At 61.3% G+C, this 21898-nt stretch carries 19 protein-coding genes and 1 riboswitch; of the genes, 10 read left to right on the plus strand and 9 right to left on the minus strand.

The window, feature by feature from the left end:
• Window positions 1–74: 74 nt before the first annotated feature.
• Window positions 75–1076: a phosphate ABC transporter substrate-binding protein PstS gene (gene pstS / locus ACFWXH_RS11675; RefSeq protein ID WP_379120292.1), complete on the plus strand. Its 1002-nt coding sequence runs from the start codon at window positions 75–77 to the stop codon at window positions 1074–1076.
• Between the two features lie 47 nt (window positions 1077–1123).
• Window positions 1124–2860, plus strand: coding sequence for a Na/Pi cotransporter family protein (locus ACFWXH_RS11680; protein ID WP_379120294.1), 1737 nt, complete (start codon window positions 1124–1126; stop codon window positions 2858–2860).
• A gap of 56 nt (window positions 2861–2916) precedes the next feature.
• Here the strand turns inward: ACFWXH_RS11680 and ACFWXH_RS11685 are convergent, their stop codons facing one another.
• Both ACFWXH_RS11685 and ACFWXH_RS11690 read right to left on the minus strand, forming a co-directional pair.
• Complete coding sequence (locus tag ACFWXH_RS11685; protein ID WP_379120296.1) at window positions 2917–3759, minus strand: oxidoreductase; 843 nt, start codon at window positions 3757–3759, stop codon at window positions 2917–2919.
• A gap of 42 nt (window positions 3760–3801) precedes the next feature.
• A complete protein-coding gene (locus ACFWXH_RS11690; protein WP_379120298.1) occupies window positions 3802–4161 on the minus strand; it encodes an Atu4866 domain-containing protein in 360 nt (119 codons plus the stop codon).
• A 129-nt stretch (window positions 4162–4290) separates the two neighbouring features.
• On the opposite strand from ACFWXH_RS11690, the gene ACFWXH_RS11695 reads away from it, so the two are divergent.
• Both ACFWXH_RS11695 and ACFWXH_RS11700 read left to right on the plus strand, forming a co-directional pair.
• Window positions 4291–5193: a LysR family transcriptional regulator gene (locus ACFWXH_RS11695; protein ID WP_379120300.1), complete on the plus strand. Its 903-nt coding sequence runs from the start codon at window positions 4291–4293 to the stop codon at window positions 5191–5193.
• A gap of 182 nt (window positions 5194–5375) precedes the next feature.
• Complete coding sequence (locus ACFWXH_RS11700; RefSeq protein WP_379120302.1) at window positions 5376–7061, plus strand: Na+/H+ antiporter; 1686 nt, start codon at window positions 5376–5378, stop codon at window positions 7059–7061.
• A gap of 115 nt (window positions 7062–7176) precedes the next feature.
• On the opposite strand, the gene ACFWXH_RS11705 is transcribed toward ACFWXH_RS11700, so the two are convergent.
• The gene (locus ACFWXH_RS11705; RefSeq protein ID WP_379120304.1) at window positions 7177–8706 is read right to left on the minus strand and encodes an ABC-F family ATP-binding cassette domain-containing protein; all 1530 of its coding nucleotides are present in this window, start codon (window positions 8704–8706) and stop codon (window positions 7177–7179) included.
• Window positions 8707–9036: 330 nt separating this feature from the next.
• Window positions 9037–9582 (minus strand): dihydrofolate reductase family protein, encoded by a 546-nt coding sequence (locus ACFWXH_RS11710; protein ID WP_379120306.1) that lies wholly within the window; start codon window positions 9580–9582, stop codon window positions 9037–9039.
• A 210-nt stretch (window positions 9583–9792) separates the two neighbouring features.
• Between ACFWXH_RS11710 and glyA the strand changes: the two genes are divergently transcribed.
• The 3 genes from glyA (at window position 9793) to ACFWXH_RS11725 (ending at window position 14254) form a co-directional block, all read left to right on the plus strand.
• Window positions 9793–11106 (plus strand): serine hydroxymethyltransferase, encoded by a 1314-nt coding sequence (gene glyA, locus ACFWXH_RS11715; RefSeq protein WP_054311157.1) that lies wholly within the window; start codon window positions 9793–9795, stop codon window positions 11104–11106.
• A gap of 190 nt (window positions 11107–11296) precedes the next feature.
• Complete coding sequence (locus tag ACFWXH_RS11720) at window positions 11297–12802, plus strand: DegQ family serine endoprotease (RefSeq protein WP_379120308.1); 1506 nt, start codon at window positions 11297–11299, stop codon at window positions 12800–12802.
• Window positions 12803–12943: 141 nt separating this feature from the next.
• Complete coding sequence (locus ACFWXH_RS11725; RefSeq protein WP_379120310.1) at window positions 12944–14254, plus strand: replication-associated recombination protein A; 1311 nt, start codon at window positions 12944–12946, stop codon at window positions 14252–14254.
• Window positions 14255–14278: 24 nt separating this feature from the next.
• On the opposite strand, the gene ACFWXH_RS11730 is transcribed toward ACFWXH_RS11725, so the two are convergent.
• The 5 genes from ACFWXH_RS11730 to ACFWXH_RS11750 form a co-directional block, all read right to left on the minus strand.
• Entirely contained in the window at window positions 14279–15040 is a 762-nt protein-coding gene (locus ACFWXH_RS11730; RefSeq protein ID WP_379120312.1) for a Stf0 family sulfotransferase, read from the minus strand.
• Between the two features lie 78 nt (window positions 15041–15118).
• Entirely contained in the window at window positions 15119–15646 is a 528-nt protein-coding gene (locus ACFWXH_RS11735; protein ID WP_379120314.1) for a manganese efflux pump MntP family protein, read from the minus strand.
• Window positions 15623–15848, minus strand: a riboswitch (yybP-ykoY riboswitch). Its footprint overlaps the gene before it by 24 nt.
• A 308-nt stretch (window positions 15849–16156) precedes the next feature.
• On the minus strand, window positions 16157–16546 hold the full coding sequence (locus ACFWXH_RS11740; RefSeq protein ID WP_379120316.1) for a RidA family protein: 390 nt from the start codon (window positions 16544–16546) through the stop codon (window positions 16157–16159).
• Window positions 16547–16738: 192 nt separating this feature from the next.
• Window positions 16739–17530 carry a phytanoyl-CoA dioxygenase family protein gene (locus ACFWXH_RS11745; RefSeq protein ID WP_379120318.1) on the minus strand — a complete coding sequence of 264 codons (792 nt, stop codon included), beginning with the start codon at window positions 17528–17530 and terminating at the stop codon, window positions 16739–16741.
• Window positions 17531–17760: 230 nt separating this feature from the next.
• Window positions 17761–18666: a phosphotransferase family protein gene (locus ACFWXH_RS11750; protein WP_379120320.1), complete on the minus strand. Its 906-nt coding sequence runs from the start codon at window positions 18664–18666 to the stop codon at window positions 17761–17763.
• Between the two features lie 181 nt (window positions 18667–18847).
• Here ACFWXH_RS11750 and ACFWXH_RS11755 point away from each other — a divergent pair, with 181 nt between their 5' ends.
• The 3 genes from ACFWXH_RS11755 to crcB all read left to right on the plus strand — a co-directional run bounded on the left by ACFWXH_RS11755 (window position 18848) and on the right by crcB (window position 21871).
• Window positions 18848–20422, plus strand: a complete 1575-nt coding sequence (locus ACFWXH_RS11755; RefSeq protein ID WP_379120322.1) for a GMC family oxidoreductase — start codon at window positions 18848–18850, stop codon at window positions 20420–20422.
• Between the two features lie 213 nt (window positions 20423–20635).
• On the plus strand, window positions 20636–21463 hold the full coding sequence (locus ACFWXH_RS11760) for an aspartyl/asparaginyl beta-hydroxylase domain-containing protein (protein WP_379120324.1): 828 nt from the start codon (window positions 20636–20638) through the stop codon (window positions 21461–21463).
• A gap of 27 nt (window positions 21464–21490) precedes the next feature.
• Window positions 21491–21871: a fluoride efflux transporter CrcB gene (gene crcB, locus ACFWXH_RS11765; RefSeq protein ID WP_379120326.1), complete on the plus strand. Its 381-nt coding sequence runs from the start codon at window positions 21491–21493 to the stop codon at window positions 21869–21871.
• Window positions 21872–21898: the final 27 nt, after the last annotated feature.

The following is a 21898-nucleotide window of genomic DNA, read 5'->3' on the forward strand; positions in this document are numbered from 1 at the left end:
GCGTTTTCTCACGGACGCAGGGGACGCTCGTGAGACATTTTTCAGGGGTATGGGCATTTTGCCTGGCGATCTTGTTGGCGTTGCCAGCGGCCGCCGAACCAATTCGCGGCGCGGGATCGACTTTCGCTGCGCCGGTGATCTCGGCCTGGGGGCGGGCCTACAAGGATGCAAGGACAGATGGGGGTGACTATTTTACCCTCGACTGGACCGTCGACTACGAGCCGATCGGCTCGCTGGCCGGCGTCATGCGACTTTCGCAACCGGATATGGATTTTGCCGCAACCGACGCGCCACTTTCGCCGGAGGAAGTTGCCAGGCGCAATGTGGCGCAGTTTCCGATCGTCATGGGCGGTATCGCCGTGGTCGCCAATGTCGTTGGTGTCGAGCCTGGCAAGTTGCGGCTGGACGGTCCAACGCTGGCGGGCATCTTCTCCGGCAAAGTCAAAAGCTGGTCCGACCCGGCGATCGCCACGCTCAATCCGGACATCCAGCTACCGGACCGCGTCATCAAGGTGCTGCGGCGCCAGGATGGTTCCGGCTCGACATTCGTCTTTACCAGCTATCTATCGAAGACCAGTTCCGAATGGCGTGAGAAATTCGGTGCGGCAACGCTGATCAATTGGGCCGTCGGGCAGGGCGCTGAAGGTACCGGCAGTCTGGTCGCCCTGGCTGGGACAACGGCCGATAGCATCACCTATGTCGAATATGGTCAGGTGGCGCGCGCCGGCTTGCCAGCTGTGCAGTTGCGGAATGAGACAGGGGCGTTTGTTGCTCCTACTGCCGAAAGTTTTGCCGCTGGGCTGTCGAGCGTCGCATGGAATCCTTCCCGGCATTTCTTTGCCGATACGACCAACATGCCGGGCGCCGCTGCCTACCCGATGGCCGCCATCACCTATGCGGTGGTACCGAAGGATCGCGGTATGGAGCGGACCAAGCGCGTGCTTGACCTTTTCCGGCTGGCTTACTCGGCGGGCGCCGGCGACGCGCGTGCACTGGGTTACATCCCAGTGTCGCCCGAACTCGCCGACCAGGTCGACCGCTATTGGTCGCAGACCCTCACGAACCTGAACAACTAGAGCGCCCCCCAGGCGCCGGCATTGTCCACACAGGAAGGCACACCGACATGCAGGCCGACATCTTCAAGGACATCCTCGTTCCCGTCATCGGCGGTCTGGGCATCTTCATGCTCGGCCTGGAATTCATGGCCAACGGCATTCAGGCACTTTCCGTCAACAAGATGCGGGATTTCCTGGCCAAGGCGGCCGGCACGCCGATTAAAGGCGTGCTTGCCGGCACCCTCATCACCGGTGTGATCCAATCTTCGACGGCGATGACCGTAATGGTCGTCGGCCTTGTCAATGCCGGCGTGGTGGCGCTAAGGCCCGCCATCAGCGTGATCATGGGCGCCAACATCGGCACCACGCTGGGCAATGGTCTGATCGCGCTGCCGCTGGGGCCGCTCGGGCTGATATTGGGGGGTATCTTCGCGCTCATCTATTGCTTCGCGAAGAGCGAGAAGGTGCGCAACATCGCGCTTGCTTGCATGGGCTTCGCGCTGATCTTCTACGGGCTCAACCTGATGACTGGCGGTTTGCGTCCACTGCGCAACATGCCTGAAGTGATGGAACTGCTGCAGACGCTGAGGGCGGATTCCTACTTCAATCTGCTGAAATGTGTCCTGATTGCCGCCGGCGTCACAGCAATGATCCATTCGTCGTCGGCCACCATTGGCATTGTCATGGGCCTGGGTGCGGCCGGTGTGCTCGACTGGACCACCGCCGTCGCTTTTTCGCTTGGTGCCGATCTCGGCACGACGATCACTTCGTGGATGGCCTCGCTCAACCTCTCCAAGAACGCCAAGCGCGCGGCCTACGCGCATATGTCGTTCAATGTGATCGGGGTTTTCGTCACCGTCCCGCTGTTTTTCGTCTCGATCGAGGTGCTGCGCTGGGCCATGCAATGGTTCGGCGGCGATCCGAGCGTGCCAGTGGTGGTGGACGGCAAGGACACGTTCCCGCTGGTTCCCGTTGCGGTCGGCCTCTATTCGACCTTCTTCAACGTTTTCAACACGGTCCTGCTGTTTCCATTTGTTGGCGTGTTCGAACGTGTTCTGTCCCGCATCGGTCACACAGAAGCCGATGACGTTGAAGATTTCTCGGTGCCGAAATACCTCGATCGCCGTTTCTCGACCGATCTCGGCCAGGCAGTACCCGCGGTGGAGCAGGAGACGATGCGTCACCTCAAGGCAGGGGCTCTGTTCCTCGACATTGCCCGCTCCAGGGCGAGCGCGCCGAACGATCCGGGCGAGCACTATCTGGCGACCGATATCCTGTCGCGCGATATCCGCTCCTATTCGGCCGCACTGCTGTCGTCCGACATGCCGATGGACCAACTCGACCTTGTCGCCAGCCTGATCGAAGAGGCGGACTTCACCGCGGCGCTCGCCGAGCAGCTTCATCAGGTGGCGCGCCGGGTCCGTCGCGAGACCTTCGGCCAGCAAGGCAAGGTGATCGTCGACACCGCGCTCGACAAACTGGATTTCGACCTTCGCGAGATCCTGCCCGACTTCGGCGTGAAGGCGCCGCAAATGCCGGCCGGCCATGTCAGCTTCCCCGAGGTCGAGCAGCTTCGTGGGCAGATCTTGACCGCGGGCACAGGGATCGCTCCCGGCGAACGTGGCGCGTTGCTGGCACTGCTGGGCAGCGTCGAGCGCGCCGATCTGTTGATCAAGCGCATCGATGCCGAGCGCAAGTCTGTCAACCGCCGGGCGGTCATCGCGCGTGCGAGGCCCCAACGTGAACAGCGCGATGAAAAGGGTGGTGCTTTTGGCGGCGATCTGGCGCCGGTGCCGGGCGAGTAGCGGGTCTCTCGCCTCGCGTCAGCCCGGCGCATATCCAGTTGTGGGTGACGAGCGGATTAATCCGGGAAATCGGCGCTGAGCGTCGTTTCGGCCCAGGCGTCGAAATTCTCCCGCAGCACATCGAGCCGCTGTCGGGCGATCTTCAGGGCGGCGGCGCCGAGCAAGAGCCGCAAGGGCGGTTCGCTTGTTTCGAATGCCGAGATGATCGCCGTGGCCGCGCGCGCCGGGTCGCCGGGCTGCCTGCCTGACACGGCGCGGGTCGCTTCACGGCGCTTCCCAGCCGTCTCCGCATAGTCGTCGATGATCGTCTCGGATTCGACCATCGAGCGGCCAGCCCAGTCGGTGCGGAACGCGGCGGGTTCGAGGATGGTCACACTGATACCGAGCGGCTTGACCTCATGCGAAAGCGATTCCGAAAGCGCTTCGACGGCGAATTTCGAGGCGTGGTAGTAGCCAGTCGCGGCGAAGGCCACGAGACCGCCGAGCGATGAGACGTTGAAGATATGTCCCCGACGGCGGTTGCGCATGCCTGGCAGGATGCGCTTCGTGACAGAGACAAGGCCGAAGACGTTCGTTTCGAACTGGTCGCGGATTTCGCGATCAGCGCCTTCCTCTATAGCGGCTAGATAGCCGTAGCCTGCATTGTTGACCAGTACGTCGATCACACCGAATTTTGCCTCTGCCGCTGAAACGGCCCGCTCGATTGAAGCCTTGTCGGTGACGTCGAGTTGCAAGGCGAGTGCGCGTTCATCGTGCCTGGATGCCAAAGCGGTTAAAGCATCGGGATTACGGGCGGTTATCGCGGCGCGCCAGCCGCGTTCCAGCACGGCTTCGGCGAGCGCCTTGCCGAGCCCGGAGGATGCTCCGGTAATGAACCACACGGGGTTGGTCGTCGTCATGGTGAGTTCCTTTCCGCCGAGAGCCGGTTGTCTCCCAGGCGTTCATTGGCGGCGCAGAATCATGCCGCCGTGATGAAGGGTGTCTTCGTCGACGAAATCGCCGTCGGCGGTGAAACCGGTATCGTCCCAGTATTCGATGTGGGTGCCGGTCACTTCGTAGCGGCCCTGATAGGCGCTTTGCCTGTTGCCGCGTGCTTCGTCATAGCGCCCGTCGGGCAGCAGTTCGTGGCGGACCCGGCCATCATCGGTCACCCACATGCCGACATAGGGATGTTGTGTCATCTGTCGTTCCTCGACTTGGTTGCTTGAGTTGACGGTGCTTTCGGATGCCTGTGCCGGCGGCGCCGAAAAAGCCTCCAGGATCAGGCAGGCCAAGACATGTCCTTTGCCGTGTACCGTCATTGTTCGATCTCCGGTCAGCCTCATGTCATGTGATGCTGCTCACGCCCTGGCTGGTACGGAGAACATAGGATGGTCGATTGGGATGATCGACTTGCCAATCGTAAATGGCTTGGTTAGCAACACTAACCAATGGCGGATGATTTCGAAGGCATTTCGGTGTTCCTGGCCGTGGCGGAAGCGCGCAATTTCCGCCTCGCGGGAGAGCGCCTTGGCGTCACCCGCTCGGCCGTGAGCCAGGCATTGCAACGACTCGAGGATCGGATCGGCACCGCACTGGTGCAGCGGACCACCCGCAGCGTCAGCCTGACGGAGGCGGGGGAGATGTTCTACGACATGGTCAGGCCGTCAGCGCAGGACATAACCGAGGCCGTGCAGGCGGTTCGCGAGACGCAGATGCGTCCCTCCGGCCTGCTGAAGGTTGCCGTGTCCTCGATTGCCGAACGTTTCATTTCCGGGCCGTCGCTTGCCGGTTTCCTCGCGGCCCACCCGCAGGTGAGGCTGGATATCACCATCACAGACGCTGAATTCGATATCGTCGCCGAGGGTTACGACGCCGGTGTCAGGTTGGGCGAGGTGATCGAACAGGATATGGTCGCGGTGCCGGTTTCAGCGGAACAGCGGCAATGTGCTGTCGCTTCGCCCGGCTATCTCTCCCGGCACGACCGGCCGCTTCATCCGCGCGATCTGGCGGATCACGTCTGCATAGGCTGGCGACCGCGGCCGGACGCGGCACCATATCGCTGGGAATTCACCGAAAACGGCCGTGATTTCGAATTGGCGGTCGAGCCGGTGATGACCACCAACGAGATGGGCATGATGATCCGCATGGCTTGTGCCGGCGCGGGTATCACTTTCGGCATGGTGGAGACCTTCGAACCCTATTTTGCACGCGGCGAGTTGGAGCCGCTTCTGGGAGACTATTGCCCGCCCTTCGCCGGTTTCTATCTCTATTTCCCAAGGCGTCATCGCCAGCCGTTGAAGCTGCGGGCGCTCGTGGATCATGTCCGCACTTTTCGGAGGGGCGAGGCCTAGAGCGGATTGGCTGCTCGAGTTGAGAACTTGAATCATCATGCAGGTTCAAGCCATTGGGCAGAAAAAGGAAACGGGCTTCAAGCCTTTTGCCGAAAGATGAGAAAAGTCGGTGCCGTTGTTCCTTGCGCTTTCCTCGTCATGCCAAACGGTCTAGGTCGGACCGGTCACTGTTGGAGAAATGCTTGGCCGTCGCGACCCTGATCCTGTTGCTTCTGGTGCTGGTTGCCGCATCCGGCGTGCTGGTGCGCTTCCTGCCATTGCCTTTGCCGATCATCCAGATCGGGCTGGGTGTTCTGCTGGCATGGCCGATCGACGGATTGCGGGTTGAGCTCGAGCCGGAGCTGTTTCTTCTGGTATTCGTACCGCCGCTGCTGTTCATCGACGGCATCATGCTGCCGAAGCGCGAATTCGCCGAGCTTGCGCCGCGCATCTTCGGCCTGGCTTTCGGTCTCGTCTTCTTCACCGTCGTGGTCTTCGGCTATGCGCTGAACTGGCTGCTGCCGCAGGTGCCGCTGCCTGTCGCTTTCGCGCTTGCCGCCGTGCTCTCGCCGACCGATGCGGTCGCGGTTTCGTCCATTGTCGGGCGCGATCTGGTTCCGGCACGCGTGCGCCACATCCTGGAAGGCGAGTCGCTGCTCAACGATGCCTCCGGCCTTGTCGTGTTGCGGTTCGCGGTCGCTGCCGCGCTCACCGGCCAGTTCTCACTCGGCGAAACGGCCCTGACATTCGTGCTGGTCGCAGCTGGCGGTGCTCTGGCCGGTTTTGCGACACTGTGGGCGACGGCCAAGGTGCTGCGTATCGTCGCCAAGATCGGCGACGTTCGACCTGAGGTGGAGGTGGTCATTTTGATCCTGCTGCCTTTCGCAGCCTATCTGCTGGCCGAAAAATTCCATCTTTCCGGCATCCTGGCGGCAGTGACTGCCGGTCTCTTTATCGCTCGCGCCGGCTTGTTCGGCTCACTGTCGTTTCCGGCGCGCATGCAGAACATGGCGCTGATCGAGATGCTGTCGTTTACCTTCAATGGCGTGATCTTCCTGCTGCTTGGCCTGCAATTGCCGACCATCATCCGCAACGTTCCGCCGGAACTGTCGCTCTACGGCACGGTCTGGGAGCCGGTGCTGGCGGTGATGACGCTGACGCTTATCCTGCTTGCCATCCGCTTCGCCTGGATTGTCTTCGGGTCGACGGTGCGGGGTATCGTCGAACGCTGGCGCGGCCGCAAGACATTCAGGCTAACCACGCGGTTGAAGCTGGTCATGACATTGGCCGGAGTACGTGGCGCAATCACCCTTGCCGGTATTCTTTCGCTTCCGCTTGTCATCTCCGAGAATGGTCCACCATTTCCGGCGCGCGACCTGGTCATTTTCATCGCTGCCGGCGTCATCATCTGCTCGCTGGTGCTGGCCAGCGTGACGCTGCCGATCGTGGCGCGTGGCATCCCTCTAGACGAGGACGAGGAGAGCGCCATCGAGGAAAGGATGGCGCGACAGGTCGCGGCCGAGGCGGCGATTGCACGCATCGAACAGATGGTGGACGAGGCACGCGCGACCCCCGCACTCTATGAAGCGCGTTTGGCCGCCGCGCAGCAACTCATCCCAGCCTATCGACAACGCATCGTTGCAGGAGAGGAGGAGGATACGACCGTGAAGGACATACAGCCGGCCTTGCAGTCGATGCTGGATGCTGCTTTCACCGCCGAGCAGGCCGCCCTGCGAGGACTCCTGCGCGAGCGCAAGATCGACGAGACCACCATGCGCGCGGTAGCCGGCGAAGTGATGCTCAATCAGGCGCTGAACGCTCGCCAGCAAGCGAACAAGCGGACCAACTCGAAAAAGCCGTCTGCAAAAAAGGCGGGCGCCAGGAAATAACGGCGTCCGCTCAAGTTAGAGTGTTCCCGTTTTTCACGGAAACACTCTAACTCATTGTTTTTATGCAATTCCGGACGGAAAACCGTTACACACTTTTCCTGGAATTGCTCTGGCTTCAGTTCTCGTCCCCGGACACGGTTGCAAAGAAATTCTCCGGCCCATCCACTTCGATCAGCTTGCGATTGTCGATCTGCCAGAAGCGATTGCCGACCGTGCGCACGAAGCTGCGGTCGTGCGAGACGAGCAGGCAGCTTGTCTCATGCGCCATCAGTTCGGTCTCCAGCGCCTCCTGGCCTTCGATGTCGAGGTGGTTGGTGGGCTCGTCGAGCAGATAGAAGTTGGGATTGGTAAGCCTCAGCACCAGCATTGCCAGCCTGGCCTTCTGCCCACCGGACAGCCTGCCAATCGGTCGCTCCTGCATGTCGATGCCGATGCCCGCGCCAGCCAGCAATGATCGCAGCCGTGGATCACCGAATTCGAAGCGGCGACCAATGGCAGCCATGGGCGTATCGGTATTGCCGAGATCGGCCAGCGCCTGGTCGACATGGCCAAGCGCCAGCGACGGCGTGGCGCGAATAACGGACTGGCCGCCATCGCTGCCCGCAATCGCGTCACGCAGCATGCCGACCAGTCGTGATTTGCCGGAGCCATTGCGGCCAAGCAGTACGATACGGTCGCCCTGGCAGATCCAGCGCTTGCCGGTCCTGAACAGCAGCGTCCCATCGGGTGTTTTCACTTCGGCATCATCCAGCGTCACCAGCTGCCGGGCGTGGGTGCCGCGGTTGCCCAGACGGATGGCCCCGGCGGAGCGTTCGTGATGGGCCGGGCGGGCAGCATCCTCCAGCCGTTCGGCACGGTCCTTCAACTGCCTGGTTTTGATGACCAGGAGATCGCTGCCGGAATTGATGCCGATGTTGTTCAATTTGGCTGCCTGCCGGCGAAGTTGCTGCGCTGCCTTCATGTCACGCTGATATTGCCGCTCCTGCGAGGCGTCGATCTCGTCCAGCGCCACCCGAGCCCTCGAGTAGGGCAGGGCAAAGGTCTGGCTGTGGTCAGCGCGCAGGAACAGCGTGCGGTTGGTGACGGCGTCGAGGAAGGCGCGGTCGTGGCTGGCCAGGATCAATGGGATGCTCTGCGGCAGGCTGTTCAACCAGTCTTCCAGCCAACGGATACGGGCGAGGTCGAGATGGTTGGTGGGCTCGTCGAGCAGCAAAGCGTCGGGGTCATTGACCCAGGCTCGCGCCAATAGGGCGAGCCGCTGCCAGCCACCGCTCAAGGCGCCGAGCGGACGCTCGCGCAGTTCATCGGGTACCTCGAAGGTCTCCAGTACCACATCGGCGCGCCAGCTTTCGCTTTCCGCTTGTTCCGGCGGCAAGGCCTGCCGCACGGCTTCATGGAAGGGCAGGGTGAGCAGCGCCGGCGCCATGTCCTGCTCGACGTGGCCGATGGTTAGGCCGCGCGCTTTGGTGACGTCGCCGTCCGTGGGTTCAAACGTTCCGGCGATGGTGCGCAGCAGCGTCGACTTGCCCCTGCCATTGGCGGCGACGATGCCGATGCGGTCACCGGCCTCCACGGAGAGGTCGAGATTGGAAAACAGGCGAGCGCCAAGCGTGACGCCGAGTGCCTTGAGATTGATCAGTGCCATTGGGTGTTCTCTGGTCTGTCGCGAGCCTCGCCGGTGGCCGGGCATGTCCGATGCCAGGCAGTCGTACCGGATTGCGTTGGCTCGTTGTTGCAACGATGGGCGAACAGGCCGGCATTGAACCGGTGTCGCGCTACCCCTTGGGGCAGACCAGGTAGAGATGCTTAGGTGCGATCGTCTCTTGGTCAGCCCTGCAAACGCATTTGCAGGGCCTGGATCGGGCCACGCTGACGGTGTTGATCATGTCTGAACACGCAGCCCTCCTTTCTTCTTGACGGTTGCTTGGCCTAGATAAACGCGGCTGCGTGTCGATGCAAGCGGGCTGCGGGCCGATCAAGCCGCAGCATAGCGCAAGAGCACGACATCCTGCGGCAGGATTTGCTGCCCGAGGAACCGGAGTTTCGGCGTCGTGCCGGCGAAAAACGGCCTGCCGCCGCCGAGCACCACCGGGTAGATGTAGAGATGGTACTCGTCGATCAGGCCCAGCCCCTCCAGGCTAGCGGCGAGTTCGGCGCCGCCGACATCGATGATACCTTCTGTCTCATCTTTGAGATGCTTCAGCGTTCCGACGACATCTTCGCTGACCAGCCTTGCATTCGGGCCGACTTCGCGCAGCGTCGTGGAACAGACGAGTTTGGGTGTCGCGCGCCACAACGGCGCGAATTCTCGCGCCTCGTCAGGCCAATCAGCCTGATCGTCTTCCCAGTAGCGCATCACTTGATAGAGCCTGCGGCCGCAGACACTGATCTTGGTGTCCTGCATCAACCGGTTGAAATATCGGTGCAGTGGCGCTTCCGGCACTGGCAGTTGCGGACCGCCTTCCGACCCAGTGATGTAGCCGTCCAGTGACGCCAGCATGCCGAAGATCATCGTGGCCATAGCTTTCTCCAATCTGATTGCATTTTGCAATCAGATTGTGCGATTGGCAAGAGCGAACCAAGGGTACCTGACTCGCCTGGTTTTGCCGGGCTTGGCGGTTCAAAGAAACGGCGCGATCCGGCCAGAGGATTTCGCAGCGTAAACGTGGCAGGGCCGGGACAACTGTGTTAATGGCGCCATGTCTTTTCCGACTGTGAGGATCCCAAGTCCATGGCGACAACAACGGCCGTTTCGAACTCTCTCGAAGCCTTCTTTGGAACACCGCTTGCGGAGGTCGATCCGGAGATCTTCGGTTCCATCCGCAACGAGCTCGGTCGCCAGCGTCACGAGATCGAATTGATTGCCTCGGAGAACATCGTCTCGCGCGCCGTCCTGGAGGCGCAGGGCTCGATCATGACCAACAAATACGCCGAGGGTTATCCGGGCAAGCGCTACTATGGCGGCTGCCAGTTCGTCGACGTGGCCGAAGAACTCGCCATCGAGCGCGCCAAGAAGCTGTTCGACTGCAAGTTCGCCAACGTCCAGCCGAATTCCGGCAGCCAGATGAACCAGGCGGTGTTCCTGGCGCTGCTGCAGCCGGGTGACACTTTCATGGGTCTCGATCTCAATTCGGGCGGCCATCTCACCCACGGCTCGCCCGTCAACATGAGCGGCAAGTGGTTCAAGGTTGTCTCCTACGGCGTGCGCAAGGACGACCATCTGCTCGATATGGACGAGATCGAGAAGCTCGCGCAGCAGCACAAGCCGAAGCTGATCCTGGCTGGCGGCACCGCCTATTCGCGCGTCTGGGACTGGAAGCGCTTCCGCGAGATCGCCGATTCGATCGGTGCGTATCTGATGGTCGACATGGCCCATATCGCCGGCCTGGTCGCCGGCGGCGTGCACCCGAGCCCGCTGCCGCATGCGCATGTGGTGACCACCACCACGCACAAGTCGCTGCGCGGCCCGCGCGGCGGCATGGTGCTCACCAATGACGAGGATATCGCCAAGAAGATCAATTCGGCGGTGTTTCCCGGCCTGCAGGGTGGTCCGCTGATGCATGTCATCGCTGCCAAGGCGGTGGCCTTTGGCGAAGCGCTGAAGCCGGATTTCAAGGTTTATGCGCAGAACGTCGTGGCCAATGCCAAGGCGCTGGCGGAGAGCCTGAAGGAAACTGGGCTGGATATCGTTTCGGGCGGTACCGACAATCATCTCATGCTGGTCGACCTGCGGCCGAAGAACGCCACCGGCAAGCGCGCGGAAGCGGCGCTTGGCCGTGCCAACATCACCTGCAACAAGAACGGCATTCCGTTCGATCCAGAGAAGCCGTTCGTCACCTCGGGTGTGCGTCTCGGCACGCCGGCCGGCACGACGCGTGGCTTCGGCCAGGCTGAATTCCGGGAAATCGGCAAACTGATCGCCGAGGTGCTGGACGGTCTGAAAGTGGCCAATTCCGACGAGGGCAACGCCTCCGTCGAGGCCGCTGTGAAGGCCAAGGTGGTGTCACTGACCGGACGCTTCCCACTCTATCCCTATCTCGGCTGAACGCTAAAATAGAGAAAACCCGCCGGGTAACCCTTTTCAGAGGGCCGCCGGCGGGTTTTGTTGTCGTGGCATATGATCTGTCGAAGGACCCGGGATCGCAAATCCGACAAAAGATCGGAAATGCCGATCCGGCCTTTCATTTTGCACATTCATCGCGAAAATGACGCCCAACTCGTTCGGAGGATTCGGTATGCGCCCTAACAGGCTGTCTCTCATTCTGTTTTCCGCCTTGGCGGCGCTGTCGCTCGCTTTCGGGCCGGCCAGCTCGCTGGCGCAGGAGAATGCGCAGCAGCCGCCGGCCAAGAGCGAGCCCGGCCTTTCCGATGTGCTGACCGACCTGTTGCACGGCGTCGAAGGCGAGAACCCGACCGCCGGCCCGGACAAGCGTGTGCCCTTCGGCCGAGAGGAGGTGCAGCTCTCGTTCGCGCCGCTGGTCAAGCAGACAGCGCCCGCGGTGGTCAACGTCTATGCCTCGCAGACCGCGCGGGTACGCTCGCCTTTCGACGGCGATCCCTTCTTCGAGGAATTCTTCGGCCGTTCCGTGCCGCGTGCACAGTCTTCGCTGGGTTCCGGCGTGCTGGTCGACCCGAGCGGCATCGTCGTCACCAATTTTCACGTCATCAAGAACGCCGATGAGGTCAAGGTCGCAACGTCGGACGGGCGCGAATTCACCTCCAAGGTCATGCTGAAGGATGAAACGCTCGATCTCGCGGTCCTGAAGATTTCTGCCGACAAGCCGTTTCCGGTGGTTCCGATCGGCGATTCCGATGCGCTTGAGGTCGGCGATCTTGTGCTGGCCATCGGCAATCCGTTCGGCGTTGGCCAGACCACGACTTCCGGCATCGTTTCAGCGCTTGCGCGCAGCCATATCGGCATTTCGGATTCCGGCTATTTCATCCAGACCGACGCAGCCATCAATCCCGGCAATTCCGGTGGCGCGCTGATCAACATGGGCGGCCAACTGGTTGGCATCAACACCGCCATCTACAGCCGCAGCGGTGGTTCGATCGGCATCGGCTTCGCCATTCCCGCCAACATGGTGCGCGCTTTCGCCGAGGCCGCCAAGGCAGGCAGTGATTTCTTCGAGCGTCCCTATATCGGCGCCGAATTCGAGGCTGTAACGCCGCAGATCGCTGAATCGCTTGGTCTGGAAAAGGTCGGTGGCGCGTTGGTCTCCTCCGTGGCCGAAGGTGGCCCTGCCGCGAAGGCCGGCTTGAAGCCCGGCGACGTTGTCCAGACGCTGAATGGTGCAGTGATTGAAGGCATAGAAGCGCTCGACTACCGTATGGCAACACTGACGATCGGCGCGAACGCCACGTTCGGCGTTCTCACCAAGGGGCAGCAACAGCAGGTGGCTATCGCGCTCGAACGCGCACCGGAAGGACTAACCACCGCGCAGATATTGCTGCGTGGCCGCAGTCCCTTCGCGGGCGCCAGGGTAGCCGAACTCTCGCCACGTCTCGCTCAGCGGCTCGGCCTGCGCAGCGACGCGAAGGGCGTGGCTCTCGTCGATGTCGCAAGCGCTTCGCCAGCGTCCGATTTCGGATTCCAGCCGGGCGACATCGTGCGCGAGGTGAACGGCGTCACCATCGATTCCGCCAAGCGCCTGGAAGAGGCTGCACTGCAAAGCACGCGCTGGTGGCGCTTTACGGTCGAGCGGGGTGGGCAGACACTGCGGCAAGTCCTACGTTATTAGGCTTGACCTGGAGCGTTTCCGTTTTTCACGGAGACGTGAAACGCTCTACCTCTTTGCTTTTACGCAATTCCGGACGGAGAACCGTTGCATACTTTTCCTGGAATTGCTCAAGGAGCGTGGAAACACGCCTGACGTTGCCCCATGGCCGATCTGTTCGGAAGCGATGAAGTTGAGAAGGCTCCGCCCGGCCGCCCGCTGGCCGACCGGTTGCGGCCGAAGACACTTGCCGAGGTTGTCGGTCAGGAGCACCTGACCGGATCGGACGGCGCACTTTCACGCATGATCGCGTCGGGCTCACTGGGCTCGATGATCTTCTGGGGACCACCCGGCACCGGAAAGACGACAGTGGCGAGGCTTCTCGCCGGCGAAACAAGTCTGGCCTTCGAACAGATTTCGGCGATCTTCTCCGGTGTGGCGGATCTGAAGAAGGTGTTCGAAACCGCGCGCCTGCGCCGCTCCAACGGGCGCCAGACCCTGCTCTTCGTCGACGAGATCCATCGTTTCAATCGTGCCCAGCAGGACAGCTTCCTGCCGGTGATGGAAGACGGCACCGTCGTGCTGGTCGGCGCTACCACGGAAAACCCGTCCTTCGAACTGAACGCAGCTCTTTTGTCACGTGCCCGCGTCCTGGTGTTCCAGTCGCTCGGCGAAGACAGCATCGCCAAGCTGCTGGCCCGGGCCGAGGAGACGGAAGGCAAGCCGCTGCCGCTCGACGGAGAGGCGAGGGAGGCGCTTATGCGCATGGCCGACGGCGACGGCCGCGCCTCCTTGACCCTGGCCGAGGAGGTATGGCGTGCCGCCAAGTCCGGCGAGGTTTTCGATGCTGCCGGCCTGCAAGGCGTGGTGCAGCGTCGCGCGCCGATCTACGACAAGGGCCAGGACGGCCACTACAATCTGATCTCGGCGCTGCACAAATCCGTGCGGGGCTCCGATCCGGATGCCGCGCTCTATTATCTCTCGCGGATGTTCGACGCCGGTGAGGATCCGCTCTATCTCGGCCGCAGGCTGGTCCGCATGGCGGTCGAGGACATCGGCCTGGCCGATCCGCAGGCACTCGTCATCGCCAATGCGGCGAAGGATGCGTACGACTATCTCGGCTCGCCGGAAGGCGAACTGGCGTTTGCACAGGCCTGCGTCTACCTCGCCACCGCGCCGAAGTCGAACGCGGTCTACAACGCCTTCAAGGCGGCGACGCGCGCGGCCAAGGAGAATGGGTCGCTGCTGCCGCCCAAGCATATCCTGAACGCGCCGACCAAGCTGATGAAGGAGGAGAGCTACGGCGCCGGCTATCGCTACGACCATGACGAGCCGGACGCCTTTTCAGGCCAGGACTATTTCCCCGAAAAGATGGGCCGGCAGACCTTCTACGACCCGCCGGAGCGCGGCTTCGAGCGCGAGATCAGGAAACGGCTGGAGTATTGGTCGAAACTGAGGAAGGAGAGGGGTGAGTAATTCCTCGCAGCGGCAGCACGCAAGCTAGGCTAACCGGCCGCTTTCCTTCCTGAACCTTGCAGTCCATTCGCTGCTTGTACCATCGGCCAGTTTCGCCGTTCCGACCCTGACGGCCTTGGCAAGTTCTGGATCCTTGCCAAGAGCCGACAGCACTTTCGACAAGGCCAACTGCGGGTCGGCGGACATTGTCTCATATGTCAGCCGCAGTGGGTCGATGCCGCGCGATTTGAAGAAATCCGCCCAGCAAGCATCGTCTTCTTCCAGTTCCTTCACGATCCGGCCGATATGCTCGCCATCGTAGGCGACTGGCCGCGGTGTCTCTTCGCCCTCGAGCACGGTGCCGTCGCTGTTCCGATGCCATAGGCCGCTCTGCTGGGCGCGGATCAGTGAAACGGCTTGTGCAACCTTGTCCAGGCGCGAGAGATGGATGTAGAGCGTCGGTCCGAAGGTTTCTTCCAACCTCGCAGTTATATCCGCCCTGTCGCCGGCGATGTTGTCCAGTCGCCGCGAAGCTTCCGCGACACTGACCCACATCAGGCGAAGGCCGAAGGTACCTGTGTCGTCCGTGCCGGCCCGCCGCATCGCGGCAACGTAGTCCCTGTCGAATTGCGCGTCGTCCGGATCTCGTGCCGGCTCGACACCCCATTCCTGTGCCCACTCCGCGATGTCCTGCTGCCGGAAATATGAATGAGGTCGTCCCGCCACGCGGGTTTCGGTCAACATGGTGCAAAGCAGGGTGCTGCCCGAACGGGGTGTGCCGCAGATGATGTAGGAGGAGAACTGCATTGTGCGACACCTGTAGCGCGATCGCTCAGGCCCGCGCGACTTGAGCGAGATGGCAATTACCCTGACGCTACGAACAAGTCATGGGGCCAGCAGATGGTCGAAGAGTATCTTCGCTCCAAGGCCGATGAGGGCAAGGCCGCCAACGATTTCGGCATACCGGCCGAATCGCGCTCCCAGATATCGTCCGGCGAGCATGCCGCCTGTCGACATCACCATGGTTGCCAGCCCAATCGCAGCCGCGATCACGAAGATATTGACGTTCAGAAAGGCCAACGAGACGCCGACAGCCATGGCATCAAGGCTTGTTCCGACCGCGGTTGCCAGCAGACCAAACGCCGAGGAGCTGTTTTCTTCCCGAGCGGTGTCCTTTCGCGACAGGGCATGGATCGTCATCCTGCCACCGACGGCTGTCAGCAGAATGAAGGCGACCCAATGGTCGATCGCCTGGATGTATTGGCTGGCGGCAACACCAAGCGCCCAGCCAATGATGGGCGTCAGCATCTCCACGATGCCAAACACAAGTCCGGTTCTAACCGCTTGCGACAATGTCGGGCGTACAGGTGAGGCGCCGCGCCCGAGCGCGGCAATCAGGGCGTCGACAGACATGCCGACAGCCAGCACGGCAATGGAAACGGGTGACATCGCTGATCCCGGAGTTAGGACGTTGGCCGGACGAGCAAGGCTTTCCTGTCCAGGAAAAGCTTTCGTCACGGTCTTGCCGAGCGTCAAAGCGCCGGCCGCACCACGCGAGAACGCGAGTATGTTGATGCGGCCCCGTTTCCGGTGGCTACTCCCCGATGGCCGCTGACTATCAAAGGGCAGTTTGCACGTCAATGCCTTCTGAGATTTAATTAATAATTTTCAATGGTTTAGCTTTGGCTATCTTTGCGCGACGAAGACAAGAAACCTCGACATGGTGAAGCGGCACCCCGAGGCTGACGATCTGCACGATCCGCTTGGCGCCGAAACATGCCTGGGGCGCCTGAAGCGGCTTTGAAGCGCAGTCACCGCTCCGGCTGCCGGAGCGGTGACTGCGCGCGTGGGTTCCGCTCGGGGCTCGTTGAGGTGGGCTGTGGGCTGTGGGCTTCCCGAACTTTAACTCTCGCCTGGAGCGTCTCAGGGAATGCGCGCGATGACTTTGATCTCGAAATCGAAATCGGCCAGCCAGTTCACGCCGACCGCAGTCCAGTTCGGATATGGCGCCTTGTCGAAGATCCGGTTCTTGACGGCCATGATGGTCTCGAACTGGTTCTCGGGATCGGTATGGAAAGTGGTGACGTCGACAATGTCGTCGAACGTGCAGTTCGCTGCCTTCAACGTCGCTCGCAGGTTTTCGAAGGCCAGTTCGACCTGGCGCTTGAAATCGGGCTCTGGAGACCCGTCAGGGCGGCTGCCAACTTGTCCCGAGACGAACAGGAGGTCTCCGGAACGGATCGCTGCCGAATAGCCGTGCGCTTCATAAAGCGCATGTCGGTCAGCCGGGAAAACCGGGTCGCGTTGTGCCATCTTTTGTCCTCTTCCAGTTTGTCGCGCAGCACCGTTAGCAAGGGTGCGGTTCGCATCAATTGACATACGGCGCGTATGTAAGATCTGCGAGGGATGTTTCAATACACATACGCTACGTATGTGAGGACGCAGGCAATTGGCTGGGTGGTTTTAGGATAGCCGGGGCCGCGAACGGCACCGGCTTCCGCACGGCTAAAATGTCAGTCCGCAAGCCTGGCGGATGGCGATCTGGACCGGCGAGGGCGGCAAGGCCGGATCGAACTCGCTCCTGGGCAACAGAGGCGGTTGCGCCAGGAAACGCGGTTCCTTGCCCCGGTGCGGCTGCGCGGCATGCACGAGGAAGGGGTGGCACAGATAGACTGTGCCCGCCGCACCCGTTGCCAGTTCGATTTCGCAGCCTTGCGTGGATGCGTAGCCATCGGCGGAAAGCTGCCGCAACGTGGCGCCCGCTTCACCATAAGGCAGCAATTCGCGGGCGATGGCGCTGTGGGAGCCTTTTCGGATCTTTGTCGGCGCATCGTCCGGTCCGACATCCGAGAACAGGAACAACATCAGCAAGGCGCGGCCGCTGCTTTTCACATTCACGCGCCATTCCATGAAATCCGGATTGTCGGTGCCGAAGCTCACGTCCACGTGCCAGCCGTCGTCAGCGGGCGCCTGTCGCGACGGAAAGCGGATTGGAAAGGTCCCGAGCGCCTTGGGCGCAACCCAGCGGCCTTCGCCGACAATCTGGTCGTAGGCGCGGTGCAGGCGAGGAGTGTTGGCCGCCTTCACAAATGTCGGCGAAGCCATCGACCCCACACGGATCACAGGTTTCGTCCACGTTTCGGGTTCATGTGGTGACAGGCCGATTTGGGCCCACAACTCGTCCCGGCATTGCTGGGCGAGGTCGGTGTTGAAAGCGTTCTCTATTCTGATGAAGCAGTTATCGATGAAATTCTGGACCTGATTGGTCGTCAGGCCGATGGGTTCGGTTTTGGGCATGACATTCTCCGTTCGCCACCTATCGGCGGCGTTGTGATCCGAGGGGCGCGGGTGCGCCAAGCGACCATGTCGTTCAGAAACGACCGGTGCGGCTCAGATCAGCGGGAAGAATGTGGACATGAACATTGTGATCGGAACCTATGGCCTATCGCGCCGGAGTGCAAGATCGCGGCGCGAGGCTCTCGATGGAAGGGGCACACTCACTCACGGTAGCCGGCCAACAACCAAAATCAGCTTGGTGGATCGGCCGCTATGGCGTCGCACCGTGCCATCGCCCATAGCAAGTCGGTCGTGTTTCCCGCCATGGCGCATTCAAAAACCTGCTGCAAGCCAATGCGAAGCTGATAGCAGCGCAAGGCCTGCTCTTTGCTCATTATATCCAGCCGGTGCCCTTCGACGAAGCGCGCCTGCGCTTCCATGCAAGCAAGCCAGGGGCGCCAGAAGAAGATATTGGCGACGTCGTAGAGCGGATCGCCGAACATTGCCTCGCTCCAATCGATGACACCAGTAATGGCGAGGCTGTCGGTCAGGACATTGTTCGAGCCGAAATCGCCATGCACGAGGCTTCTGGTTTCCGGACACTGCGAGATGAGAAAGCCGAGCAGGTGCAGATGCCGATCGATCCAGGACCTGCTGACCGCCGGTTCGCATCCTTTCCAGTCATAACGCTGTGGATCGGCAACGGCCGCCAGGAAGCCGCGCCAGCTCTCGTGCACCCCAATGCCGTCGGCATCGAAACGGCCGAAACCTTCGGTTCCGTGCAGCGGCGCTTCCGCGATGGCTCGCATGACTTCATCGACCCGGGCAACCACCGACGGCAGCTCAGCCGGCGACAGATCCTGCAGGGTTTTGCCTGCGGCGCGCCGTGATACGCAATAGGCATGACCGTCGACCTCGCCGATCGACAGGATTTGCGGGATCGGCAAACTGGCGGAGGTGAAGTGCCGGTAGCAAAACGCCTCCTTTTGAAAGCCTTCGGCCAGGCGATTGATGCGCAGGATGAGGTCTTCATCAGCAAGCCTGATGCCGAAAGCCTGCGATTCCTCGCCTTCCGACACCGAGGTCCAGGACGAGATTGGTCCCAGGTCGCGTTCTACGGCTGACGCGATGGCTTGAGGGGACAGTTTTGGCTTCATGTTCTTCCCGGTTTCTGGGCGCTCGACGTCGACCCCACCAATGCGATGCAATCATCTGGAGGAAAAGGCGGAAGTGGCTATCATGGTTTTAGTTGACTCCGTAAACTAAATAAGTTCACTTTATCAACTATATTCGATCTGTCGTTCGTACAGACGCACCTCAAGAGCCGAGATATCAACCGTGCAAACATACGACTATATCGTTGCCGGCGCAGGATCGTCCGGCTGTGTCCTTGCGAACAGGCTGGTGTCTGCTGGCAAAAGCGTGCTTCTGCTTGAAGCTGGGCCCCGCGACAACACGCCGTTCATTCACGTTCCCGCCACCTTCGTGCGCGTGCTCGGAACGAAACGCACGTGGATGTATCAAACCGAGCCGGAGCCAGCAGCGAATGACCGTGTGATGACGATTCCGCAAGGGCGTACGCTGGGTGGTGGATCGTCCGTCAATGCCATGATCTATATTCGGGGACAGGCGGAGGACTACGACGAATGGCGCCAACGCGGCTGCCGCGGCTGGGCCTACGAGGATGTTTTACCGGTCTTTCGCCGCTGCGAGGACAATGAAACCTACTCGAATGCCTTTCATGGTGTCGGCGGACCGCTGAAAGTCTCCGAGCCTCGTCACAGGCATCCGATCAGCTCTGCGTTCGTGCGGGCCGCGCAAGAGGTCGGGCTGCCGTTCAATGCGGATTTCAATGGGGTCCAACAGGCCGGCATCGGCTTCTATCAAACGACCACGTTCGCGCAGCGAAGAGGCTCGACTGCGGCAACTTATCTGAAAGCCGTGCGCAGATCGCCCCTGTTGACCCTGCGCACCGGCTGCGCGGTGCTTGGGCTCAACCTCGAGAATGGAGCTGCCAGCGGAATCCGCTACCGCTCCGACACCGGCGAGAACGGCAGGGCAGCGGCCAGGGAGGAAGTCATCCTGTGCGCCGGAGCGCTGGCAACGCCGAAGCTTCTGATGCTGTCCGGCGTCGGTCCTGCGGCGGAACTGGCTGCTCTTGGCATTCCGGTCGTTCGTGACCTGCCGGGTGTCGGAGAGAATTTCCAGGATCATATCACCGCTTCGGTCTATGGCATCACTGAACGACCAATCTCTCTCAAGGGGCAGGATCGCGGCTGGCGTGCGGCTGTGAACGCCCTGCAATATCTCTGCGGCCGCGGCGGCCTTCTGGCCTCGAACGTTGTCGAGTCAGGGGGCTTCGTCGACACGTCGGGTTGCGGCAGGCCGGATGTGCAGTTCCATGTCACGCCCGCTTTGGTCGGCGATGCGACGCGCCAACCTATGGAAGGGCACGGCGTTTCCATCAACCCGTGCATATTGCGACCGGTTTCGCGGGGGAAAGTAACGTTGCGGAGTGCTGAGGCGCAGGATCCGATCCGGATCATCGGCAACAATCTCACGGCGCCGGAGGATGTCGATACGCTGCTGCGCGGGGTGAAGCTGGCACGCGCCATTCTCGCCGCGCCGTCAATGCAGGCGTTGGGATTCAGTGAACTGACACCTGGAGATGTCGGTGACGCGGAGACCGTGTCTTATATCCGCTCGCTGGCCAAGACGGTCTACCATCCTGCCGGCACCTGCAGGATGGGCAATGATCCGCTGGCGGTGGTGGATGACCAGTTGAGAGTGAAAGGCGTGCCGAGATTGAGGGTCGCCGATGCGTCGGTCATGCCGACGCTGGTCAGTGGAAACACCAATGCTCCCTGCATCATGATCGCCGAACGCTGCGCCGATTTCATATTGGCTGCATAGAGCCGCCGGCGTCGTACGAGCACACCGGTCGATGCGGATACTAAAAAGGTGAGTATTCCAATCCAATTTTGTGAGATGCTTGCCGGTACGGATTTTGCGCCGTCTTGTGCGTAGCGAGAATTGAGCCTATGCAGCCGTCACTGGGGTGAATGCGTCGCGACAGAGGGCGCGGCGAAACTCTTAATAAAGGGTGGCGTCAGGCGCCAGGCTCACATGACCAAAGATCAACGCAAGGCAATCCGCAAAGCCGCCATCGCCGTCGTGCTTCTGGGGCTCGGTTTCTATTTCATTCCCATCATCACGCTGATCTGGCTCGCTTGCGGGCTCATCGACGTGCTGCGCAACAAGAACAAGGACCAACGGCTGTTCAGCCTCTATTTTACCGGCAACGGCATATTCACCTGGCTGCTGTCTCCCTTCAACCTGCTGGTCGACCTGATCAGCTACAAGAACTGGGGTGTGTGGAAGCTGGAGCAGTTTCCGGCTGACTATCAGCGCGAAGTCAACGAGGTGCTCAATGTCTTCAAGGAGCGCCGCAACGAGATCATCGCCGACATCGACGCCAATTTCGGCACCGGCCGGCGGGGTATGTACGTCTACCAGTGGTACGGCAAGCACAAGATCGACAACGTGCCGGAGTTCAACAAGGACTTCAAATATGTGAAGACGATCGCGGTGTCGGTGTTTTCGGGGCGTGAATCGACGTCCTGGCATTTCGGCCCGCTGCGCCTTTCGCTGCGCGTGCTGTACAACCTGATCCCGGTGAACGCTGAAATCTTCGTCGAATGCCAAGGCGCCAGGAACTATTGGCACGACAGTCCGATGTATATTTTCGACGACACGCTGCTGCATCGTTCGGTCAACGAATATGACGGCCGCCGCTATTGCGTGTTCATGGACATCATTCGTCCTTCCCCGGTTCCCGGTGTCGTTGCCGGCTTGCTCACCATCGTTTCGATGAGCGTCGAGCGCATCAATTCCATGTTCTACAAGAACTGGAAGATGATCTCGTCGAGCAAGGGCAAGAAGGCTCAGGCCTAGGCCGTCGCGCTGACGGGATCGGTGCCGATGTACCATCTTCTCCTCGTGGCAGTCGGTGGCGCGATCGGCGCCGCCATCCGCCATCTCTTCAACCTCGGCGCGCTCAGGCTGATCGGCCCCAATTTTCCCTGGGGCACGATGGCGATCAACATCATCGGCTCCTTCATCATGGGCGCCTTCATCGAGACGCTGGCGCGCCGCTATGGCGGCGCCTCGGCGGAATTGCGTCTGTTCGTGGCCACAGGCGTCCTCGGCGGCTTCACCACCTTCTCGGCATTCTCGCTGGATTTCGCTACCTTGTGGGAACGCGGCGATGTGGTGCCGGCGGCAGGCTATGCGCTGGTGAGCGTCATCGGCGCGATCCTTGCGTTGTTCCTCGGGCTGTGGCTCGTAAGAACGCTCGCATAGTGCTATTGGCGCGTTTCGAAACGGACA

The organism is Mesorhizobium sp. NPDC059054, assembly GCF_042739215.1.
In the GTDB taxonomy this organism is placed as follows: domain Bacteria; phylum Pseudomonadota; class Alphaproteobacteria; order Rhizobiales; family Rhizobiaceae; genus Mesorhizobium.